Source organism: Tistrella arctica (assembly GCF_039630945.1).
Classification (GTDB): domain Bacteria; phylum Pseudomonadota; class Alphaproteobacteria; order Tistrellales; family Tistrellaceae; genus Tistrella; species Tistrella bauzanensis.
On sequence record NZ_JBBKTV010000006.1, the window covers coordinates 104,725 to 121,505 of the forward strand.

The 16,781-nt window shown below is 69.5% G+C and carries 16 protein-coding genes; 14 read left to right on the top strand and 2 right to left on the bottom strand.

What is annotated here, in order from left to right; all coding sequences use genetic code 11:
- The first annotated feature begins 429 nt into the window (after positions 1–429).
- The 14 genes from proB (at position 430) to modC (ending at position 15,284) form a co-directional block, all read left to right on the top strand.
- A complete protein-coding gene (gene proB / locus WG924_RS14505; protein WP_345933763.1) occupies positions 430–1,596 on the top strand; it encodes a glutamate 5-kinase in 1,167 nt (388 codons plus the stop codon).
- A complete protein-coding gene (locus WG924_RS14510) occupies positions 1,596–2,936 on the top strand; it encodes a glutamate-5-semialdehyde dehydrogenase (protein ID WP_345933764.1) in 1,341 nt (446 codons plus the stop codon). Before proB ends, WG924_RS14510 begins: the two co-directional genes overlap by 1 nt.
- Entirely contained in the window at positions 2,902–3,663 is a 762-nt protein-coding gene (locus tag WG924_RS14515) for a nicotinate-nucleotide adenylyltransferase (RefSeq protein WP_345933765.1), read from the top strand. The genes WG924_RS14510 and WG924_RS14515 overlap by 35 nt, the downstream gene beginning before the upstream one ends.
- A gap of 123 nt (positions 3,664–3,786) precedes the next feature.
- The gene (rsfS, locus tag WG924_RS14520) at positions 3,787–4,191 is read left to right on the top strand and encodes a ribosome silencing factor (protein ID WP_188582971.1); all 405 of its coding nucleotides are present in this window, start codon (positions 3,787–3,789) and stop codon (positions 4,189–4,191) included.
- Between the two features lie 34 nt (positions 4,192–4,225).
- Positions 4,226–4,699 carry a 23S rRNA (pseudouridine(1915)-N(3))-methyltransferase RlmH gene (gene rlmH, locus WG924_RS14525; RefSeq protein ID WP_345933766.1) on the top strand — a complete coding sequence of 158 codons (474 nt, stop codon included), beginning with the start codon at positions 4,226–4,228 and terminating at the stop codon, positions 4,697–4,699.
- 33 nt (positions 4,700–4,732) lie between these two features.
- Positions 4,733–5,410: a flavin reductase family protein gene (locus WG924_RS14530; RefSeq protein WP_345933767.1), complete on the top strand. Its 678-nt coding sequence runs from the start codon at positions 4,733–4,735 to the stop codon at positions 5,408–5,410.
- Positions 5,411–6,056: 646 nt separating this feature from the next.
- On the top strand, positions 6,057–7,637 hold the full coding sequence (gene gpmI, locus WG924_RS14535; RefSeq protein ID WP_345933768.1) for a 2,3-bisphosphoglycerate-independent phosphoglycerate mutase: 1,581 nt from the start codon (positions 6,057–6,059) through the stop codon (positions 7,635–7,637).
- A gap of 4 nt (positions 7,638–7,641) precedes the next feature.
- Positions 7,642–9,051, top strand: a complete 1,410-nt coding sequence (locus WG924_RS14540; protein ID WP_345933769.1) for a murein hydrolase activator EnvC family protein — start codon at positions 7,642–7,644, stop codon at positions 9,049–9,051.
- 170 nt (positions 9,052–9,221) lie between these two features.
- A complete protein-coding gene (locus tag WG924_RS14545) occupies positions 9,222–10,652 on the top strand; it encodes a S41 family peptidase (RefSeq protein WP_345933770.1) in 1,431 nt (476 codons plus the stop codon).
- Positions 10,653–10,676: 24 nt separating this feature from the next.
- Positions 10,677–11,981 carry a divergent polysaccharide deacetylase family protein gene (locus WG924_RS14550; protein ID WP_345933771.1) on the top strand — a complete coding sequence of 435 codons (1,305 nt, stop codon included), beginning with the start codon at positions 10,677–10,679 and terminating at the stop codon, positions 11,979–11,981.
- 9 nt (positions 11,982–11,990) lie between these two features.
- The gene (locus WG924_RS14555; RefSeq protein WP_345933772.1) at positions 11,991–12,467 is read left to right on the top strand and encodes an RNA pyrophosphohydrolase; all 477 of its coding nucleotides are present in this window, start codon (positions 11,991–11,993) and stop codon (positions 12,465–12,467) included.
- An 87-nt stretch (positions 12,468–12,554) separates the two neighbouring features.
- The gene (gene modA, locus WG924_RS14560; RefSeq protein ID WP_345933774.1) at positions 12,555–13,340 is read left to right on the top strand and encodes a molybdate ABC transporter substrate-binding protein; all 786 of its coding nucleotides are present in this window, start codon (positions 12,555–12,557) and stop codon (positions 13,338–13,340) included.
- A 55-nt stretch (positions 13,341–13,395) separates the two neighbouring features.
- Positions 13,396–14,148, top strand: coding sequence for a molybdate ABC transporter permease subunit (modB, locus tag WG924_RS14565; RefSeq protein WP_345933775.1), 753 nt, complete (start codon positions 13,396–13,398; stop codon positions 14,146–14,148).
- Positions 14,145–15,284, top strand: coding sequence for a molybdenum ABC transporter ATP-binding protein (gene modC / locus WG924_RS14570; protein ID WP_345933777.1), 1,140 nt, complete (start codon positions 14,145–14,147; stop codon positions 15,282–15,284). Before modB ends, modC begins: the two co-directional genes overlap by 4 nt.
- On the opposite strand, the gene WG924_RS14575 is transcribed toward modC, so the two are convergent.
- Together WG924_RS14575 and WG924_RS14580 are read right to left on the bottom strand one after the other, a co-directional pair.
- Positions 15,256–15,669 carry a winged helix-turn-helix domain-containing protein gene (locus WG924_RS14575; protein WP_345933778.1) on the bottom strand — a complete coding sequence of 138 codons (414 nt, stop codon included), beginning with the start codon at positions 15,667–15,669 and terminating at the stop codon, positions 15,256–15,258. The two genes, modC and WG924_RS14575, sit on opposite strands and share 29 nt — an antisense overlap.
- A gap of 17 nt (positions 15,670–15,686) precedes the next feature.
- Complete coding sequence (locus WG924_RS14580; RefSeq protein ID WP_345933779.1) at positions 15,687–16,502, bottom strand: ferritin-like domain-containing protein; 816 nt, start codon at positions 16,500–16,502, stop codon at positions 15,687–15,689.
- Between the last annotated feature and the right edge of the window lie 279 nt (positions 16,503–16,781).

The window sequence follows — 16,781 nt, forward strand, 5'->3', positions numbered from 1 at the left end:
GGATGCGAGCGGCCAGAAGCGCGCGCCCCTGCTGCGCCTGCCCGACCCGGAAGACACCCCCGCCGGTGGCCGCGCCGGTGCCGGCAATGCTGACCTGTTCGACAGCCACGAAGATCTGGTCGACGGCCTGGAAGCCGATCGTCTGGTGGTCACCGCCTCTGACGAGGATTGGGACGACGACTGGGACGAAGACGATGCTGAAGACGATGTCGAGGATGACGACGACGTCGCCGAAGACGATGACGACGATGACGATGACATCGCCGAAGACGATGACGACGATGACGATGACATCGCCGAAGACGAAGACGATGACGACGACGTCGATGGGGATGATGACATCGACGAAGACGACGAAGACGACGAAGAAGAAGACGATGCCGGCACGGACGGCACCGCCGTGGACGACCCCGCCAAAGGGAGGCGGCATTGAGCGACGCGCTGTCACCCGCGGCGGCCGGCTTGTCGGCGGCGCGGCGGGTGGTGATCAAGGTCGGCTCGGCATTGCTGGTCGACGATGCGACCGGGCAGTTGCGTCAGCCATGGCTTGAAAGCCTGGCGGGCGACATCGCGCGCCTGCGCGGCCGCGGTCAGGACGTGATCGTGGTCTCGTCGGGCGCGATCGCGCTGGGCCGCCGGCTGCTGGGGCTGGGGGCGGGCGTGCTGCGCCTGGAAGAAAAGCAGGCCGCGGCCGCCGCCGGCCAGATCCGGCTGGCCCATGCCTATGAAACCGTGCTTGGCGCCTATCATCTACCGGTGGCCCAGGTGCTGCTGACGCTTGAGGACAGCGAGGCGCGCCGGCGCTATCTGAACGCGCGCGCGACGCTGGCCACGCTGCTGAAGCTGGGCGCGGTGCCGGTGATCAACGAAAACGACACCGTCGCCACCGCCGAAATCCGTTTCGGCGACAACGACCGGCTGTCGGCGCGGGTGGCCGAAATGGCCTCGGCCGATCTGCTGCTGCTGCTCTCGGATATCGACGGGCTGTATACAGCCGATCCGGGGCTCGACCCCGCGGCCCTGCATATTCCACGCGTGACCCGCCTGACCCCTGAGATCATGGCCATGGGCGGCGGCGCCCGTTCGGCGGTGGGATCGGGCGGCATGGCGACCAAGCTTGCCGCGGCGCGGGTCGCCGGTGCTGCGGGCTGCGCCATGGTGATCGCGCCCGGCCATCCGCTGCACCCGGTGGGTGCTGTGGAAAACGGCGGCCGCGCCACATGGTTCGACCCTGAAACCACCCCCCACACCGCGCGCAAGCGCTGGATCGGCGGCCGGCTGAGCCCGCGCGGCGCGCTCAGCATCGATGACGGCGCGGTGCGCGCCCTGGCCCGCGGCGGCAGCCTGCTGCCGGCAGGGGTGCGTGTCGTCGACGGCCAGTTCGAGCGTGGCGACGCGGTCGCCGTGCTCGATGGCCAGGGCCGCGAGATCGCCCGCGGTCTGGCCGCCTATGGCGATGCCGATGCCCGCGCGATCGCCGGCCACCGCTCGGCCGAGATCGAACAGATTCTGGGGTTTCGCGGCCGGGACGAGATGATCCACCGCGACGATCTGGTATTCCACGCCGCTGGCGACGAAGAGGAGGCCTCTGTGTGATGACCGACAGCCTGACCACCGCCAACCCCGGCGTCGCCACCACCCCGGCCTCCAGCATTCCGGACCCGGCCACCCCGGCCACCACCGCCCCTGAAGCCCTGATCGCCGATATGGGCGCCCGCGCCCGCGCGGCACAACGCCAGCTCGCCCAGGCGTCGCCCGACACCAAGACCGCCGGCCTGAAGGCGGCGGCGGCGGCGATCCGTGCCGGTCGTGGCGCCATTCTTGAGGCCAACGCCACCGACATGGCCGCCGCCCGCGCGCGCGGCCTCACCGGCGCGCTGCTCGACCGGCTGGCCCTGGACGCGGGCCGGATCGAGGCGATCGCCCGCGGGATCGAGGATGTGGCGGCGCTGGCCGATCCGGTCGGCCGGGTGATGGAGGAATGGGACCGGCCCACCGGGCTGCACATCGCCCGGGTGCGGGTGCCGCTGGGCGTGGTGGGCGTGATCTATGAAAGCCGCCCCAACGTCACCGCCGATGCCGGCGCGCTGTGCCTGAAGGCCGGCAATGCCGTGATCCTGCGCGGCGGCTCGGAAAGCTTCAACAGTTCGCGCGCCATCCATGCGGCGATGGTGGCGGGGCTGGCATCGGCCGGCCTGCCCGCCGATGCCGTGCAACTGGTGCCGGTCACCGACCGGGCTGCCGTGGGCGCCATGCTGGGTGCCGTCGGCCTGATCGACGTGATCGTGCCGCGCGGCGGCCGATCGCTGATCGAGCGGGTGCAGACCGAGGCGCGGATGCCGGTCTTCGCCCATCTTGAAGGCCTGTGCCATGTCTATGTCGATGGCGCCGCGAACCCTGAGATGGCCCGGGCGATCGTGATCAACGCCAAGCTGCGCCGCACCGGTATCTGCGGCTCGGCCGAAACCCTGCTGGTCGACCGGGCGGCCGCACCCGCTATGCTGGCGCCGATCGTGACCGCGCTGCTGGATGCCGGCTGCGAGGTGCGCGGCGACGCCGCGGTTCAGGCGGTGGATGCCCGGGTGGTGCCGGCGACCGAGGCCGACTGGCGGACGGAATATCTGGATGCGATCATTTCGGCCCGCATGGTCGATGGCGTGGCCGGTGCCATCGACCACATCGAGGCTTATGGCTCGCATCACACCGACAGCATCGTCACCGATGATGCCGCCACCGCCGCACGCTTTCTGGCCGAGGTGGACAGCGCCATCGTCATGCACAATGCCTCCACCCAGTTCGCCGATGGTGGCGAATTCGGCATGGGGGCGGAAATCGGGATCTCGACCGGACGGATGCACGCCCGCGGCCCTGTGGGGGTGGAACAACTGACAACGTTCAAATATGTCGTTCGCGGCCAGGGCACGCTTCGCGCCTGACCGGCGGCGGGGTGCCGCCGCCGGTGGCGACCCGCTATGGCGGGTGGCCGGCCGTGGCCCCGCCATGACCGTGGGCCTCTATGGCGGATCTTTCGATCCCACCCATGAAGGCCATGTCCACGTCGCACTGACGGCGCTGCGCCGGCTTCGGCTGGACGAGGTGTGGTGGCTGGTCAGCCCCGGCAACCCGCTGAAGGTCAGGGCCGGCCGTGTGGCCGCCCCCCTGCCCGACCGGGTCGCCGGCGCCAGGGCCATGGCCGGTCATCCGCGGCTGCGCATCACCACGGCCGAGGCGGCACTCGGCACCCGCTTCACCGTCGACACCGTGGCCGCACTCCGCCGCCGGTTTCCCCGGATCCGCTTCGTCTGGATCATGGGCGCCGACGGCCTCACCGATCTGCATCGCTGGGGCGGCTGGCGGCAACTGGCCCGGATGGTGCCGATCGCCGTCATCGACCGGCCGGGCTATGGCATCCGGGCCATGGCCGGACGGGCCGCCCGCAGGCTGGCGCACCATCGCCTGCCCGAACACCGGGCCGGCCGGCTGGCGCGCCTGGACCCGCCGGCCTGGATTCTGCTGCATGCCCGGCTGGATCCGCGCTCGGCGACCGAAATACGCGAAGGCCGCAAACCCCGGCCCGAAGGACGCCCGCGCCGTGGCCCCATAAGCCCGGCACCCGCGGCATCCGACGGGCCAGAGGCCGGCCACAGGAACAGGCATGGCTGACCGCAACGGATCACCGTCGCGGAAACCGCCGATGCCTGCTATGGTTAAATCATGGCGCCTGCGGGCTTTCCGGTGCATGAGCACCGCCCCCGCCCCCGCCAACGCTTGATGAGGTTCGCTCTGTTGCAGACCGACAGTCCCATCACGGTACCGGTGATCCCGCCGGTACTGCTCGACGCCGACCAGGTGCTCGATCTGGTCCGCGCCTCGCTGGACGACGACAAGGCCGAGGACGTCGTGGTCATCGACCTTGCCGGCAAGACCGATTTCGCCGACTACATGGTGGTCGCAAGTGGCCGGTCGAGCCGTCATGTCGCCTCGCTCGCTGAAAAGCTGGAAATGCGCATCAAGGCCACCGGCGATCAATTGCCGCTGACCGAGGGCCTGCCGCTCGCCGACTGGGTTCTGGTCGATGCGGGCCCGGTGGTCGTGCATCTGTTCCGGCCGGAAGTGCGCGCGTTCTACAATCTGGAAAAGATGTGGGGCGCCAACCTTCCCGGCGACGGATCGCAGCGCGTCGCGGAGTGATCCGCCCCCCCGGTAGCCTGCCGGGGACAGGCCGATGAGCCTGGTTCTGCGCATCACCCTGGTCGCCGTCGGCCGTGCCCGCGGCGGCCCGGAAGCGGCGCTGGTGGACGACTATGTCCGCCGGCTGCGCTGGCCGTTCACGCTGATCGAGGTTCAGGCCCGCAAGGCGACGCTGCAGGGCGATGCCCTGAAAGCCGAGGAAGCCCAGGCGATCCGCGCGAAACTGCCTGCCGGCGCCGCGCTGGTGGCGCTGGACGAACGCGGCCGGCTGCTCGACAGCCGGGGCTTCGCCGGCGCACTCGGCGGCTTTGCCGAGGCCGGCCGGCGCGACGTGGCGCTGATCATCGGCGGCGCCGACGGGCTGGATGCGGGCCTGCGCGATCAGGCCGATCTGGTCGTGGCGCTGGGCCGGCTCACTTTCCCCCATATGCTGGTGCGTGCACTGATCGCCGAACAGATCTATCGTGCACAAACCATTCTGGACGGCCATCCCTATCACCGGGACTGACTGCCGGCCGCGTTGCCATGACCAGGGGGTCCGATGGAATTCGACATGCGCCGCATGGCGGCACCCGACCGCTACAAGATCCTGGGCTCGACCGTCACGCCGCGCCCGATCGCCTGGGTCACCTCGTTGTCGGCCGAGGGCCGGGTGAACGCCGCGCCTTACAGCTTCTTCAACTGCATGGGGCACGAGCCGCCGATTCTGGCCGTGGGCATGCTCCGCCACCCGGAAGACCGCTTCAAGGACACCCCCGCCAACATCCTGGCGACCGGCGAATTCGTGGTGCATCTGGTGTCGGAGGATCTGGCGCCGCAGATGAACATCACCTGCATCGACGCCCCGCCGGGCGTGGACGAACTGGCGCTGGCCGGTCTCGACACCATCGCCTCCACCGCGATCCGCCCGCCACGCATCGCGGCGGCTGCCGTCGCCTTCGAATGCCGCCTGCACACCGCCATCACCACCGGCCCCCGTCAGGCGATCGTTCTGGGCGAGGTGCTGGTCGCCCATGTCCGCGACGAGGCGGTGCTCGATGCCGCCCGCCACCACATCGACACCCCCGCGCTGGGCCTGATCGGCCGCATGCATGGCGGTGGCTGGTACGCGCGGACGACCGACCTGTTCTCGATCGACCGCCCGCGCTGGGCCGATTGGGCGCCGGAGCATCCGGATGCGGTGGCAAGGGCCACGGGCGGCGGGGCTGCCGAAGACTGATACCGGCCCGGCTGGCGCCTGATGCCCGCCGGCAGGACAATCTGTCCTGCGACCGCCGGCTAATCGCGTGGGACGTCTTTCTGTAGCGTCCATGAAGGAACATCGCCTGGGCGTCAGGCGCGTTTTTTCAGGAGCCGTCATGAATCCGTCCGGCTATGCTGCACAGGGGCGGCCTTGCCACCCAGTTCGTCGACGACGCTTGAGCGACCGGTCGATACGACGCGCACGAACGCAAAGGTATCGCTGAAATCCATTAACATGATGGGTGACGCCGCCGCGGTCGCAGTGCTGCCAGCAGGCTGCCCTTGAGCCGCCCTGCGAGGGTCCGGGTTGACGGTCGTGGCCGACGCCCAACCGATCATGCGATATCGAACTTATGACTTGATTTCGATGGCATATCGCCACGAGGGCCGCCATGCCCCGGCTTTTGTGGTTGTCCGGCGTCATTTTCGCCGCGGGTCAGAAAAGCCACGCCCCACAATCCGGCGGCCTGATCAACGACAGACATGAAAGCCGGCGCAAGGCCCCGGGGTCTCCTCGCCCGCCCTGTGATGTCGGGCCCCAACCCCCTATATGTAGAGCGGAAAACCTGATAGAAGCAGGACCGTTCACGACTGCCTGCGCCGATCCCGAGGACACGAGCCCAATGACCACCGCCCACACGCAGCCGCCGCGCCCCGTCGTTCTGTGCATTCTGGACGGATGGGGATGGCGTGGACCTGCGGCGGACAACGCCATCACCCTGGCCGATACACCTAACTGGGACAGATTGACCGCCGAACAGCCGATGGCGTTCCTGAACACATCGGCCGAGGCCGTGGGTCTGCCGGTGGGCCAGATGGGCAATTCGGAGGTCGGGCATCTGAATATCGGTGCCGGCCGGGTGGTGATGCAGGAACTGCCGAAGATCGATACGGCGCTCGCCGATGGCAGCCTGGCCGCGAACCCTGAGATGACCCGCTTCATCGATGGCTTGAAGGCATCGGGCGGCACGGCGCATATCCTGGGCCTGATCTCGGATGGTGGCGTGCACAGCCATCAGGATCATATCGCCGGCATGGCGCGGATCATCGCCGGCGCCGGCGTGCCGGTGCGCATCCATGCGCTGCTCGACGGCCGCGACACCCCGCCGAAGAGCGCGCCCGGCTTCATCGGCCGGCTGGAAGCCGCGGTCGAAGGGGCGGGCGACATCGCCATCGCCACTGTCGGTGGCCGCTATTGGGGCATGGATCGCGACAAGCGCTGGGAACGGGTGGTGCGCGCCTATGACGTGATCGTCAAGGGCGAAGGCAACCGCTTCCCCACCGCCGCCGAGGCGATCGCGGCCGCCCATGCGGCCGATATCACCGATGAATTCGTCGACCCGGCGGCGATCGGCGATTACGCCGGCGTCAAGGATGGCGACGGGCTGCTGATGGCGAATTTCCGCGCCGATCGCGCGCGCGAGATCCTGCATGCGTTGATCGATCCGGCCTTCGATGGTTTCGAGCGTGGCACGCCGCCGCGTTTCGCGGCCGTGCTGGGCATGGTCGAATATTCATCGGTGCTGGCGCCGATGATCCCGGCGCTGTTTCCGCCGACGAAGCTCGCCAACATTCTGGGCGAGGTGGTCTCGAAGGCCGGCCGCCGGCAGCTGCGCATGGCCGAGACCGAGAAATACGCCCATGTCACCTTCTTCATGAATGGCGGCGAGGAGCAGATGTATCCGGGCGAGGAGCGCATCCTGGTGCCCAGCCCCAAGGTCGCCACCTATGACCTTCAGCCCGAGATGTCGGCCCCGGAACTCACCGACAAGCTGGTGGCGGCGATCCGCTCGGGCAGCTTCGACCTGATCATCGTGAATTATGCCAATGGCGACATGGTCGGGCATAGCGGCATCCTTTCCGCCGCGATCAAGGCGGCGGAGGCGGTGGATACCTGCCTGGGCCGGGTGGTCGAGGCGCTGGATGCCGTGGGCGGCTGCATGCTGATCACCGCCGATCACGGCAATGCCGAGCAGATGTTCGATCCCCTGACCAATGGCCCGCATACGGCCCATACCACCAATGTCGTCCCCCTGGTGCTGGCCGGCGGCGGTGCCCCGGCCAATGTCGCGCTCAGCGATGGCCGGCTCGCCGACCTGGCGCCCACCGTGCTGACCCTGATGGGGCTGGAACGGCCGGCCGAGATGACCGGCCAGGTTCTGATCAAGGCGGCGCCAGCCGCCCGCCGTGCCGCCGGCGCCTGAGCCGATGACCGGGTGCCGCCACCGCCGCCGCGCGGCCGCGGTGGCACTCGGCCTGTCTGTCCTGATCGGCGGTGGCACCGTGGGTCTGGCGGCATTGTCGCGCGCCCAGGCCGCCGACGATCCGCCCAGCGGCCGCGATCTTCAGGCCACCGAACGCGCCCGCGACGAGGCCCGCGCGCGCCGTGCCGAATTGGAACGCCGCGCCGCCGATGCCCGCGCCGAAGCCGAGGCGCTGGGCCTGCAGGCGCGGGAAGCCGCCGCCGCCGTGCAGCGCCAGGAAGCGGCGCTGGCCGAACAGCGCGATGCGCTCGCCCGGTTCGAATCCGAAATCTCGGCGCAGGAAACCGCTCTCGCCGTGGAGCGCGAGCATCTGGGCCGGCTGACCGAGGCTCTGATCCGCCTGCGCCGCCAGCCGCCCGAGGCGATGATCGCCCGCGACGGCCCGGCCACCGCGCCGATCCACGCCGGCATCCTGATGGGCGCCACCCTGCCGGTGATCGAGGCCGAGGCCATGGAACTGCGCGAGGCGCTTGAAGAACTGGCCCGGTCCCGCACCGAGGCCGAGCGTCAGCGCGGCCGGATCGACGCCACCCGCACCATGCTGGAAGGCGAGCGCCTGCGTCTGGCGCAATTGATCGAGGACCGTCAGACCCGCGCCAGCTCGCTCGACAGCGAGGCCACGCAGGAAGCCGCCCGCGCCCGCGATCTGGCCGAGCGTGCCAACGGTATCCGCGATCTGCTGGTCGCCCTGGAGGCCGATCGGGTGGCGCGGGCGCCGGTGGTGAAGCCCGCAACGCCAGAGGAACGCGCGGTCGTCGTACCACGCGCCAAGCCCAAACCTCCGCCGCCACCGCCCCCTCCACCGCCTCCGGCGCCGGTGCAGGTGGCACGCACGGCCCCGCCTCCGCCGCCCCCCCCGGCGCCATCCGCCACCGACACCGGCCCTCCGCCGCGCGATCCGCTGATGCCGCGGGTCGCCGGCGCGCCGGTGGAGCGGCAGGTGGCGGCACTGCCACCGCCGGCACCCGGTGCCGGCATGGTGCGGCGTCTGCCGGTTTCGGGCCGGATCATCGCCCGGTTCGGCGAACCGCGCGAGGGCGTGGAACGCTCCGGCATCACCTATGAAACCCCCGCCGGCGCCACTGTTCTCACCCCCTTTGCCGGACGCGTGGCCTTTGCCGGTCCGTTCCGGCATTATGGGCTGCTCTTGATCGTGGAACACGGCGACGGATATCATACCCTTCTTGCCGGCTTCGGCCGGCTGGACGCCCGCGTCGGCGATCGCGTCACCGCCGGCGATCCGGTTGGCGCCATGGCCGACGGCGGTGGAACAGCCTATCTTTACCTAGAGGTTCGCCGCGGCGGAGATCCGGTCGATCCGGCCCCACTGCTCGCACGCGCCAATGGAGGCTGACCGCCATGGCGGCTGAGATACACACGCGGCGACCACAGCACACAGCCGGGCGGGGCAACGCCGGGCAACATATGGCCGGGCAGCACAGGGCCATACAGAACAGGGCCGCGAAGGGCACCGCCGGACAGCCGGCAGGCGGCAGACGGTCGACAGGAAAGGTCGAGACGAAGATGCGACGCGGATTCGTCACGGGGCTGGTCAGCCTCGTGGTCCTCTCCCTGCCCCTGGTGGGCAGCGCCGCCAACCGGGACAGCTATAACCAGCTCAACCTGTTCGGTGAGGTGTTCGAACGCATCCGCCGCGACTATGTCGAGCCGGTCGATGATGCGAAGCTGATCGAGGCCGCCATCAATGGCATGCTTCAGTCACTGGATCCGCATTCCAGCTATCTCGATGGCAAGGCATATCGTGACATGCAGGTCCAGACCCGCGGTGAATTCGGCGGGTTGGGGATCGAGGTCACCATGGACACCCAGTTGGGTCTGGTGCGGGTCATCTCGCCGATCGACGGCAGCCCGGCCGACAAGGCCGGCGTGCAGCCGAACGACCTGATCGTGGCGATCGATGGCGAGCAGGTTCAGGGCCTGACGCTGGCCGACGCGGTGGAGCGCATGCGCGGCCCCGCCGGCAGTACCATCGTGGTGACCTTGCGGCGCGAGGGCGCGCCCAAGGAATTCGACGTCACCATCACACGCGCGGTGATCCCGGTCGACGCGGTCAGGGTCGAGCCCAAGGGGTCGATCGGCTATGTCCGGCTGCGCAGCTTCAACGAGCGCACCGACGAACAACTGGAAGACGGTATCGAGAAGCTCCGGCGCGAGATCGGCGGCCCGATGACCGGGCTGGTGCTGGATCTGCGCAACAATCCGGGCGGCCTGCTCGATCAGGCGGTCGCCGTGTCGGATTCGTTCCTCGAACGCGGCGAGATCGTCTCCACCCGTGGCCGCGACCAGAATGCCGTGCAGCGCTTCCAGGCGCGTGGCGGCGACGTCGTCGACGGCATGCCGATGGTGGTGCTGATCAATGGCGGCTCGGCATCCGCGTCGGAAATCGTCGCCGGCGCCTTGCAGGATCATGGCCGCGCCGTGGTGCTGGGCACCAAATCCTTCGGCAAGGGCTCGGTGCAGACCCTGATCCCGCTGCCGGGGCATGGCGCCATGCGGCTGACCACCTCGCGCTATTACACGCCGTCGGGGCGTTCCATCCAGGCCAAGGGCATCGAGCCCGACATCCTGGTGGAACAGGCGATCATCTCGCCCTCCGGCGCGGTGGTGAAGCCGCGCAGCGAGGCCGATCTGCGCGGTCATCTGGAAAACGACCAGGAACCCGCGGCCAGCCCCGCCGACGCGGTACCGGCCGAGGCGAAACCCGACGGGCCGGTTGGCACCGTGCCGGGTGAGGGCCAGCCGGGTGAGGGCCAGCCGGGCGCAGGTCAGCCGGGGACCGAACCGGCGCCGGATGGCGGCATTCCGCCGGCGGCGATCGGCACGGCGCCGACGCCGGGCAGCCAGGAAGACTATCAGTTGCAGCGGGCGCTGGAACTGCTACGTGGCGTGGCACTGTTCAGCCGTCCGGGCAGCTCTCTTGCCCTGAACCGCTGACGGCCGGGGGCGGGACAGGGCATCATGGCGGCATTGCGCATCCGCAGGACCGATGACCCGCCCCGCGGGGCGGCTCCGGCCGGGTCGGGATCGCGGACGATCTGGACGATCACCGGCCTGCTGGCGCTGGCAGGGCTGGCGGCGGCGGCGCTGATCGCGCTGGCGGCCTCGCTGGGCGACGCCCCCGACACGGCCGCCGACGATATGGCGCAGGCCCAGGTGGTGATGCCGATGCCGGTGTTCCAGGACGCCGAGCCCCGCGCCGCCACCATCACCGAGAGCGCCGACGAGGCCCGTGCCCGTGCGGCGCTGGAAGAAGCCCGCGCGGCGGCGCAGGCGGCTCCGCCGGCCCCGGCCGCGCCGCCACCACCGACCGGCCCGGACACGCCGGTGGTGATGTCGGCAAATCCCGCCCCCGGTCTCAGCCAGGAAAGCGACCAGGGACCGTTGCCGGTGGTGGCCAGCGACGGCCGTGCGCCCTGGCAGGTCTATGCCCGCCCCTTCGACCGCGGCGACGCCCGGCCCCGGCTGGCACTGGTGGTTGGCGGGCTGGGCTTCTCGGAGGCAACCACCCAGGCCGCGATCGACCTGCCCGGTGCGGTCACCCTCGCCTTCTCGCCCTATGCGCCGGAACTGAAACGCTGGATCGAGCGGGCGCGGAAGGCGGGCCACGAGGTGATGCTGGAACTGCCGATGGAGCCCGATGGCTATCCGCGCAACGATGCCGGCCCCGCCGCTCTCCTGACCACGCTGGAGCCCGACCGCAACCGCGAACGGCTGCACTGGACGCTCAGCCGGGCCACCGGCTATGTCGGCGTGAAGCCGCTGATGGGTGACCGTTTCCTGCGCTCGCCCCAGCATCTGCGGCCGGTTCTGGATGAAATGCAGGAACGCGGCATCATGATCGTCGCGCAGGAGAACGAGGCGACCGATATCGGCGTGGCGCTGGCTCGCGAGATCGGTGTGCCCCGGGCGCTGGCACGGTTCACGGTGGATGCCGTGGCGACCCCGCAGGCGATCGACCAGCGGCTGAACGCGCTGGAGGCGCTGGCGCGGCGCGACGGCAAGGCGCTGGCAGTGGCCGAAGCCTGGCCGGTGTCGCTGGAGCGCATCGCCAACTGGATCGCCACGATCGAAGCCCGCGGCTTCGCCTTCGCGCCGGCAACAGCCCTTGCCGATGCACCGGGCCTGGCGCCCGATGGCGGCGCCGTGCCGCCTCCTCCCGGCCAGACGGCGCCCACCCAGACACCGGCCCCCCAGACACCGGCCGGCCCACCACCCGCTTCCGACAGCACCGCCGCCGGCCACAGCCCCGGCAACCAACACTGAGCGAGATCCATGGCCGCGAACCCCGCCGATCTGCCCTATCGCCCCTGTGTGGGCGTGATGCTGCTCAACCCGGCCCGCGAGGTCTTCGTGGGCCAGCGGATCGACACCACCGCCGAGGCCTGGCAGATGCCCCAGGGCGGCATCGATCCGGGCGAGACGCCCGAGGTGACGGCCATGCGCGAACTGGCCGAGGAGATCGGCACCAACAATGCCCGCATCCTGGCCGAAACCCCCGACTGGCTGACCTATGACCTGCCGGACGAGCTGATCGGCAAGGTCTGGGGCGGGCGCTATCGCGGCCAGCGCCAGAAATGGTTCGCGATGGAGTTTCTGGGCGGGGATGACGAGATCAACCTTCAGACCGCTCATCCGGAATTCAATCGCTGGCGCTGGCTGCCGGCCCGCGACCTGCCCTCGATGATCGTGCCGTTCAAGCGTGACCTCTATCGTCAGGTGCTGACCGCCTTCAGCCACCTGTTGCCCTGATCGCAGCCGCGACCGGGCGAGACCGCGGTTGACGGCGGGATGGTTTGCGTTCACCGTTATATCCACACAGATATAACGAGAATGCCCATGAAAGCGCTGTTCGCCGGCCTTGTCCTTCTGCTGCTGCACCTTCAACCATCGGCCGCCGCCGACCGGCCATTGCTGGTCTTCGCCGCCGCCAGTCTCGCCGAGGTGATGGCGGACGCGAGCGATGGATTCACCAGGGCCGGGGGTACCGCGCCCAAGGTGTCACTGGCCGGCTCCGGCACCCTGGCCCGCCAGATCATTGCCGGCGCACCCGCGACGCTGTTCATCTCGGCCCATCCGAAATGGGTGTCCGAGGTGGAAAAAGCCGGGCTGGTTGCCGAAACCCGGCCCTATGCCGCCAATCGTATCGTGCTGGTGGTACCGGCGGGATCTGCCGTGCCCGCTCCGGCCGACGATGGTGACGCCGCGATCATTGCCACCATCGACCGGGTGCTGGGCAAGGATGGCCGGCTGGCGATCGGCGATCCGGCAAGCGTTCCGGCCGGCCAGTATGCCAGCGACGCACTGACCAGCCTTGGCATCTGGCAAAGGATTGAACCGCGCACCGCCCCCGTCGAGAATGTCCGCGTGGCACTGGCGCTGGTGGCACGGGGCGAGGCCCCGGCCGGCATCGTCTATGCCTCGGACGCCGCGGCCGAGCCGGGGGTCGCCGTGCTGGCGGCGCTGCCTGAACGGCTGCATGCGCCAGTCCGCTATCCGGCGGCGTTGATCACAGCCGACGGCGCCGATGTCTCCGCCGACGCCGCAGCGTTTCTCGACTATCTGACCGGGCCTGAGGGCGCTAAGATCCTGCGTCGCCACGGGCTTGAGCCAATCGACCGCTGATCCCCATGCCCGCGGCCGCCCACGACGCCATACCCAGCCGAGGACCGCGCCACTGTTGACTGATTTGAGCTGGCTGGGCCTGGGCTGGCTGGGTGTCGCCGAGCGCGACGCCATCGGCCTCAGCCTTCAGGTTGCCGCAACCGCGCTGGCAGGGCTGCTGCCCATATCGATCCTGCTTGGCTGGGTGCTGGCGCGCTGGCGGTCGCGGGCGCGGATCGTGCTGGATGTGGCCGTGCATCTGCCGCTGGTGATGCCGCCGGTGGTGACCGGCTATCTGCTGCTGCTGGCCTTCGGGCGCAAAGGTGCCATCGGCAGCCTGCTCGACCAGCTCTTCGGGCTGGTCTTCGCCTTTCGCTGGACGGGAGCCGCGCTGGCGGCGGCGGTGATGGCGCTGCCGCTGGTGGTGCGGCCGATCCGGCTGGCCTTCGAAGCCGCGGACCCACGGCTCAATCAGGCGGCAGCCGGGCTGGGCGTCGCCCCCTGGCGCGCCTTCCTGACCATCACCCTGCCGCTGGCCCTGCCCGGCATTCTGGCCGGCACCATTCTGGGCTTCGCCAAATGTCTGGGCGAATTCGGTGCCACCGTAACCTTCGTTTCCAACATTCCAGGCGAGACCCGGACCCTGTCGCTGGCCGTACAAACGCTGCTGTCGGCGCCGGGGGGCGACGGTCCGGCCTTGCGGCTGGCGATGGTCGGGATCGTGATCGCGATCGGGGCGCTGGTGCTGGCCGAGATTGTCACCCAATCCATGCGTCGCCGGCTGGGGCTGAGTGCCGTGCCCCCCTCCAGACCACGGCGGCTGGCATGACGATCGATATCCGACTGCATCATCAGGTCGCGGAGGATTTCGCGCTGGATGTGTCGCTGACCTTACCGTCGCGCGGGGTCACCGCTGTCGTCGGCCGATCCGGCGCCGGCAAATCCACCCTGCTCGCCGCCCTGTCCGGGCTGATCACCCCGGATATCGGCTACATCGCCATCAATGGCGAGCCGGTTGTCGACAGTGATCAACGTCTGTGTGTCGCCGCCCATCGCCGCCGGATCGCGGTGGTGTTCCAGGACGCGCGGCTGTTTCCCCACCTCACTGTGCACGGCAATCTGGATTATCCCCGCCGCCACGGCCCCGCCCGTCCGGAACCCGGCCGCTTCGACGCGGTGGTCGATCTGCTGGGGCTGGCCCCCTTGCTGGCGCGGCGGCCACGGACCTTGTCGGGTGGAGAGGCCCAGCGTGTCGCGCTGGGGCGTGCGCTGCTGGCCAGCCCGCGGCTGCTGCTGCTGGATGAACCCCTGGCGGCACTCGACGGCGCGCGCAAGGACGAGATCCTGCCCTTCCTCGATCGTCTGACCCGCGAAGGCGGGGTGCCGATCCTCTATGTCAGCCACGCGCTCGACGAGGTGATGCGGCTGGCGGGCCATCTGGTGCTGATGGACCATGGCCATGCCCTGGCCAGCGGCCCGATCGCCCAGGTGGCCAGCCATCCGATGCTGGCGGCGATCGCCGGCGAGGCAGCACGTGGTGGCATGCTGCATCTGGTGGTCGCGGGTCCGCCCGACAGCGACGGGCTGCTGCCGCTGCGCCCGCAGATCATACATGATGGTGACGATTCAACACTGCATCTGGCGGCCGGTGGCGCCCCGCCGGCACCCGGCACGGCGGTGCGGCTCAGAATCGCCGCGCGCGACGTGGCCCTGGCGCTGGATGCTGCCGCACTCGACCGGGCCGGGGTCAGCATCCGCAACCGCCTGCCCTGTCTGGTGCGGTCGGTGATCACGGAAGCCGACGGTCTGGTGGCGGTGACGCTGGATCTGGCGGAAGCGGGAGCCGGACGCCGCGACGATGTGCTGCTGGCGCGGATCACGCCGGCGGCGGCGCGCGATCTGGGGCTTCAGCCCGGGCTGCCGGTGCTGGCCCTGATCAAGAGTCTGGCTCTGGGGCCGGTATAACCGCTGTGGCCGGAGCCTCGATGGCCGGTCCCGCCAGAGCGGCGATCATGGCCGCCGCATCGGCGGCAGCGGCGGACGCGGCCGCCAGTGCGGCATCATAGGCGGCCAGCACCTGCCGGCCTGTCTCGGTCAGAACGGCGCCGCCACCGCCGGCACCGCCGGTCTGGCGGGTGACCAGCCTGTCGGGGAAGTCGCGGTTCATCGCCTCGATCAGGCGCCATGCGCGAGCATAAGACATGCCCATTTCCCGGCCGGCCGCCGCGATCGAGCCTTCCTCCGCCACGTGGCGCAGCAGCGATGCCTTACCGGGGCCGAACCGCCGGCCATCGGGCAGATCGATGCGCACCGACAGCGTCGGCCGGGCGGCGGGTGGGCGGGGCGGCACGACCGGCGGCATCTGGATCAGGCCGCCCGGCGTTCCAGCCAGCCGACCTTGCGGCGCACCAACCACCAGGATGCATCGCTCAGCAACCGCGCCACCCGGCTCTGCGGGTCGATACCGGCGGCCTTGCAGGTCATCATCACCGCGCGCTCCACATGCGGGCGCTTGTACATGCCATAGGCGCGCTTGCTATAGGCGGCGATGCAGCCATTGCGGTCGTAAGGCTCGGGCAACTGGTTGGCACAGTGAAAGGCATAGGCCAGCTCGTCATCCTCGGTCTCGCGGATACGGCCAAGCGCAATCATCAGCCGCCGGGTCGGGCCCAGTTGCTCACGCTCCAGATACCGGTTCAGATGGTTGAGGAACAGCTTGTAGTGGCGCAATTCGTCGGCGCGGATGCGCATCGCGATCGACTTCAGCACCGGTTCGTCGGTTGCCGCCGCCATCGCGCCATAGAAGGACGAGGTGCCGACCTCGACGATACAGCGTGCCACCAACTCGCCCGAGCGTGACCCGCGCACCGACTGTTTGGCATCCAGCGGCAGGGTCACCTCACGGGTGAAACGGGTGAAGGCGGTATCGAAATCGAATGCCGGATCGGCATGCTCGGCCCAGCGCCGCAGGGCGCGACCGTGCTGCACCTCTTCCTCCGCCCAGTTCTTCGCCTCCAGGCAGAACTCAGGGTCGTCGGCGAAGACGCTGCACAGATAGGCAGCATAATCATAGCCGTTATGCTCGACCAGAGCCGCTGCCTTCACGGCCTTCAGTATTTCGGGATCGACCTTCGACGGATCGAAGTGGTCCCAGGCGATATCCTCGATCGTCCAGTGTTTCATTGGGGATACCCGCGTCAGTCCGGTTGACGGTGGGCCGGGAAAGGCAGCTTTCGGCCCTTCCCGGTCGGTCGCATGCGGAGCGCTGCCGGCGCGTCCTTAACAATTGGTGAACATGGGCCGGCGTTCAAGGCCACATCATCTAATCCCATTCTCGGCGATGCAGCGGTTGTTGCGGGTGACAAAAAAAGAGCGACCAACCCCTGCGGGCGGCCGCTCCTTGATCACATGCCGCCTCGGGAACCGATGCGGCATGTGGCTGTTTCTGTCTGGTTCGGGGCG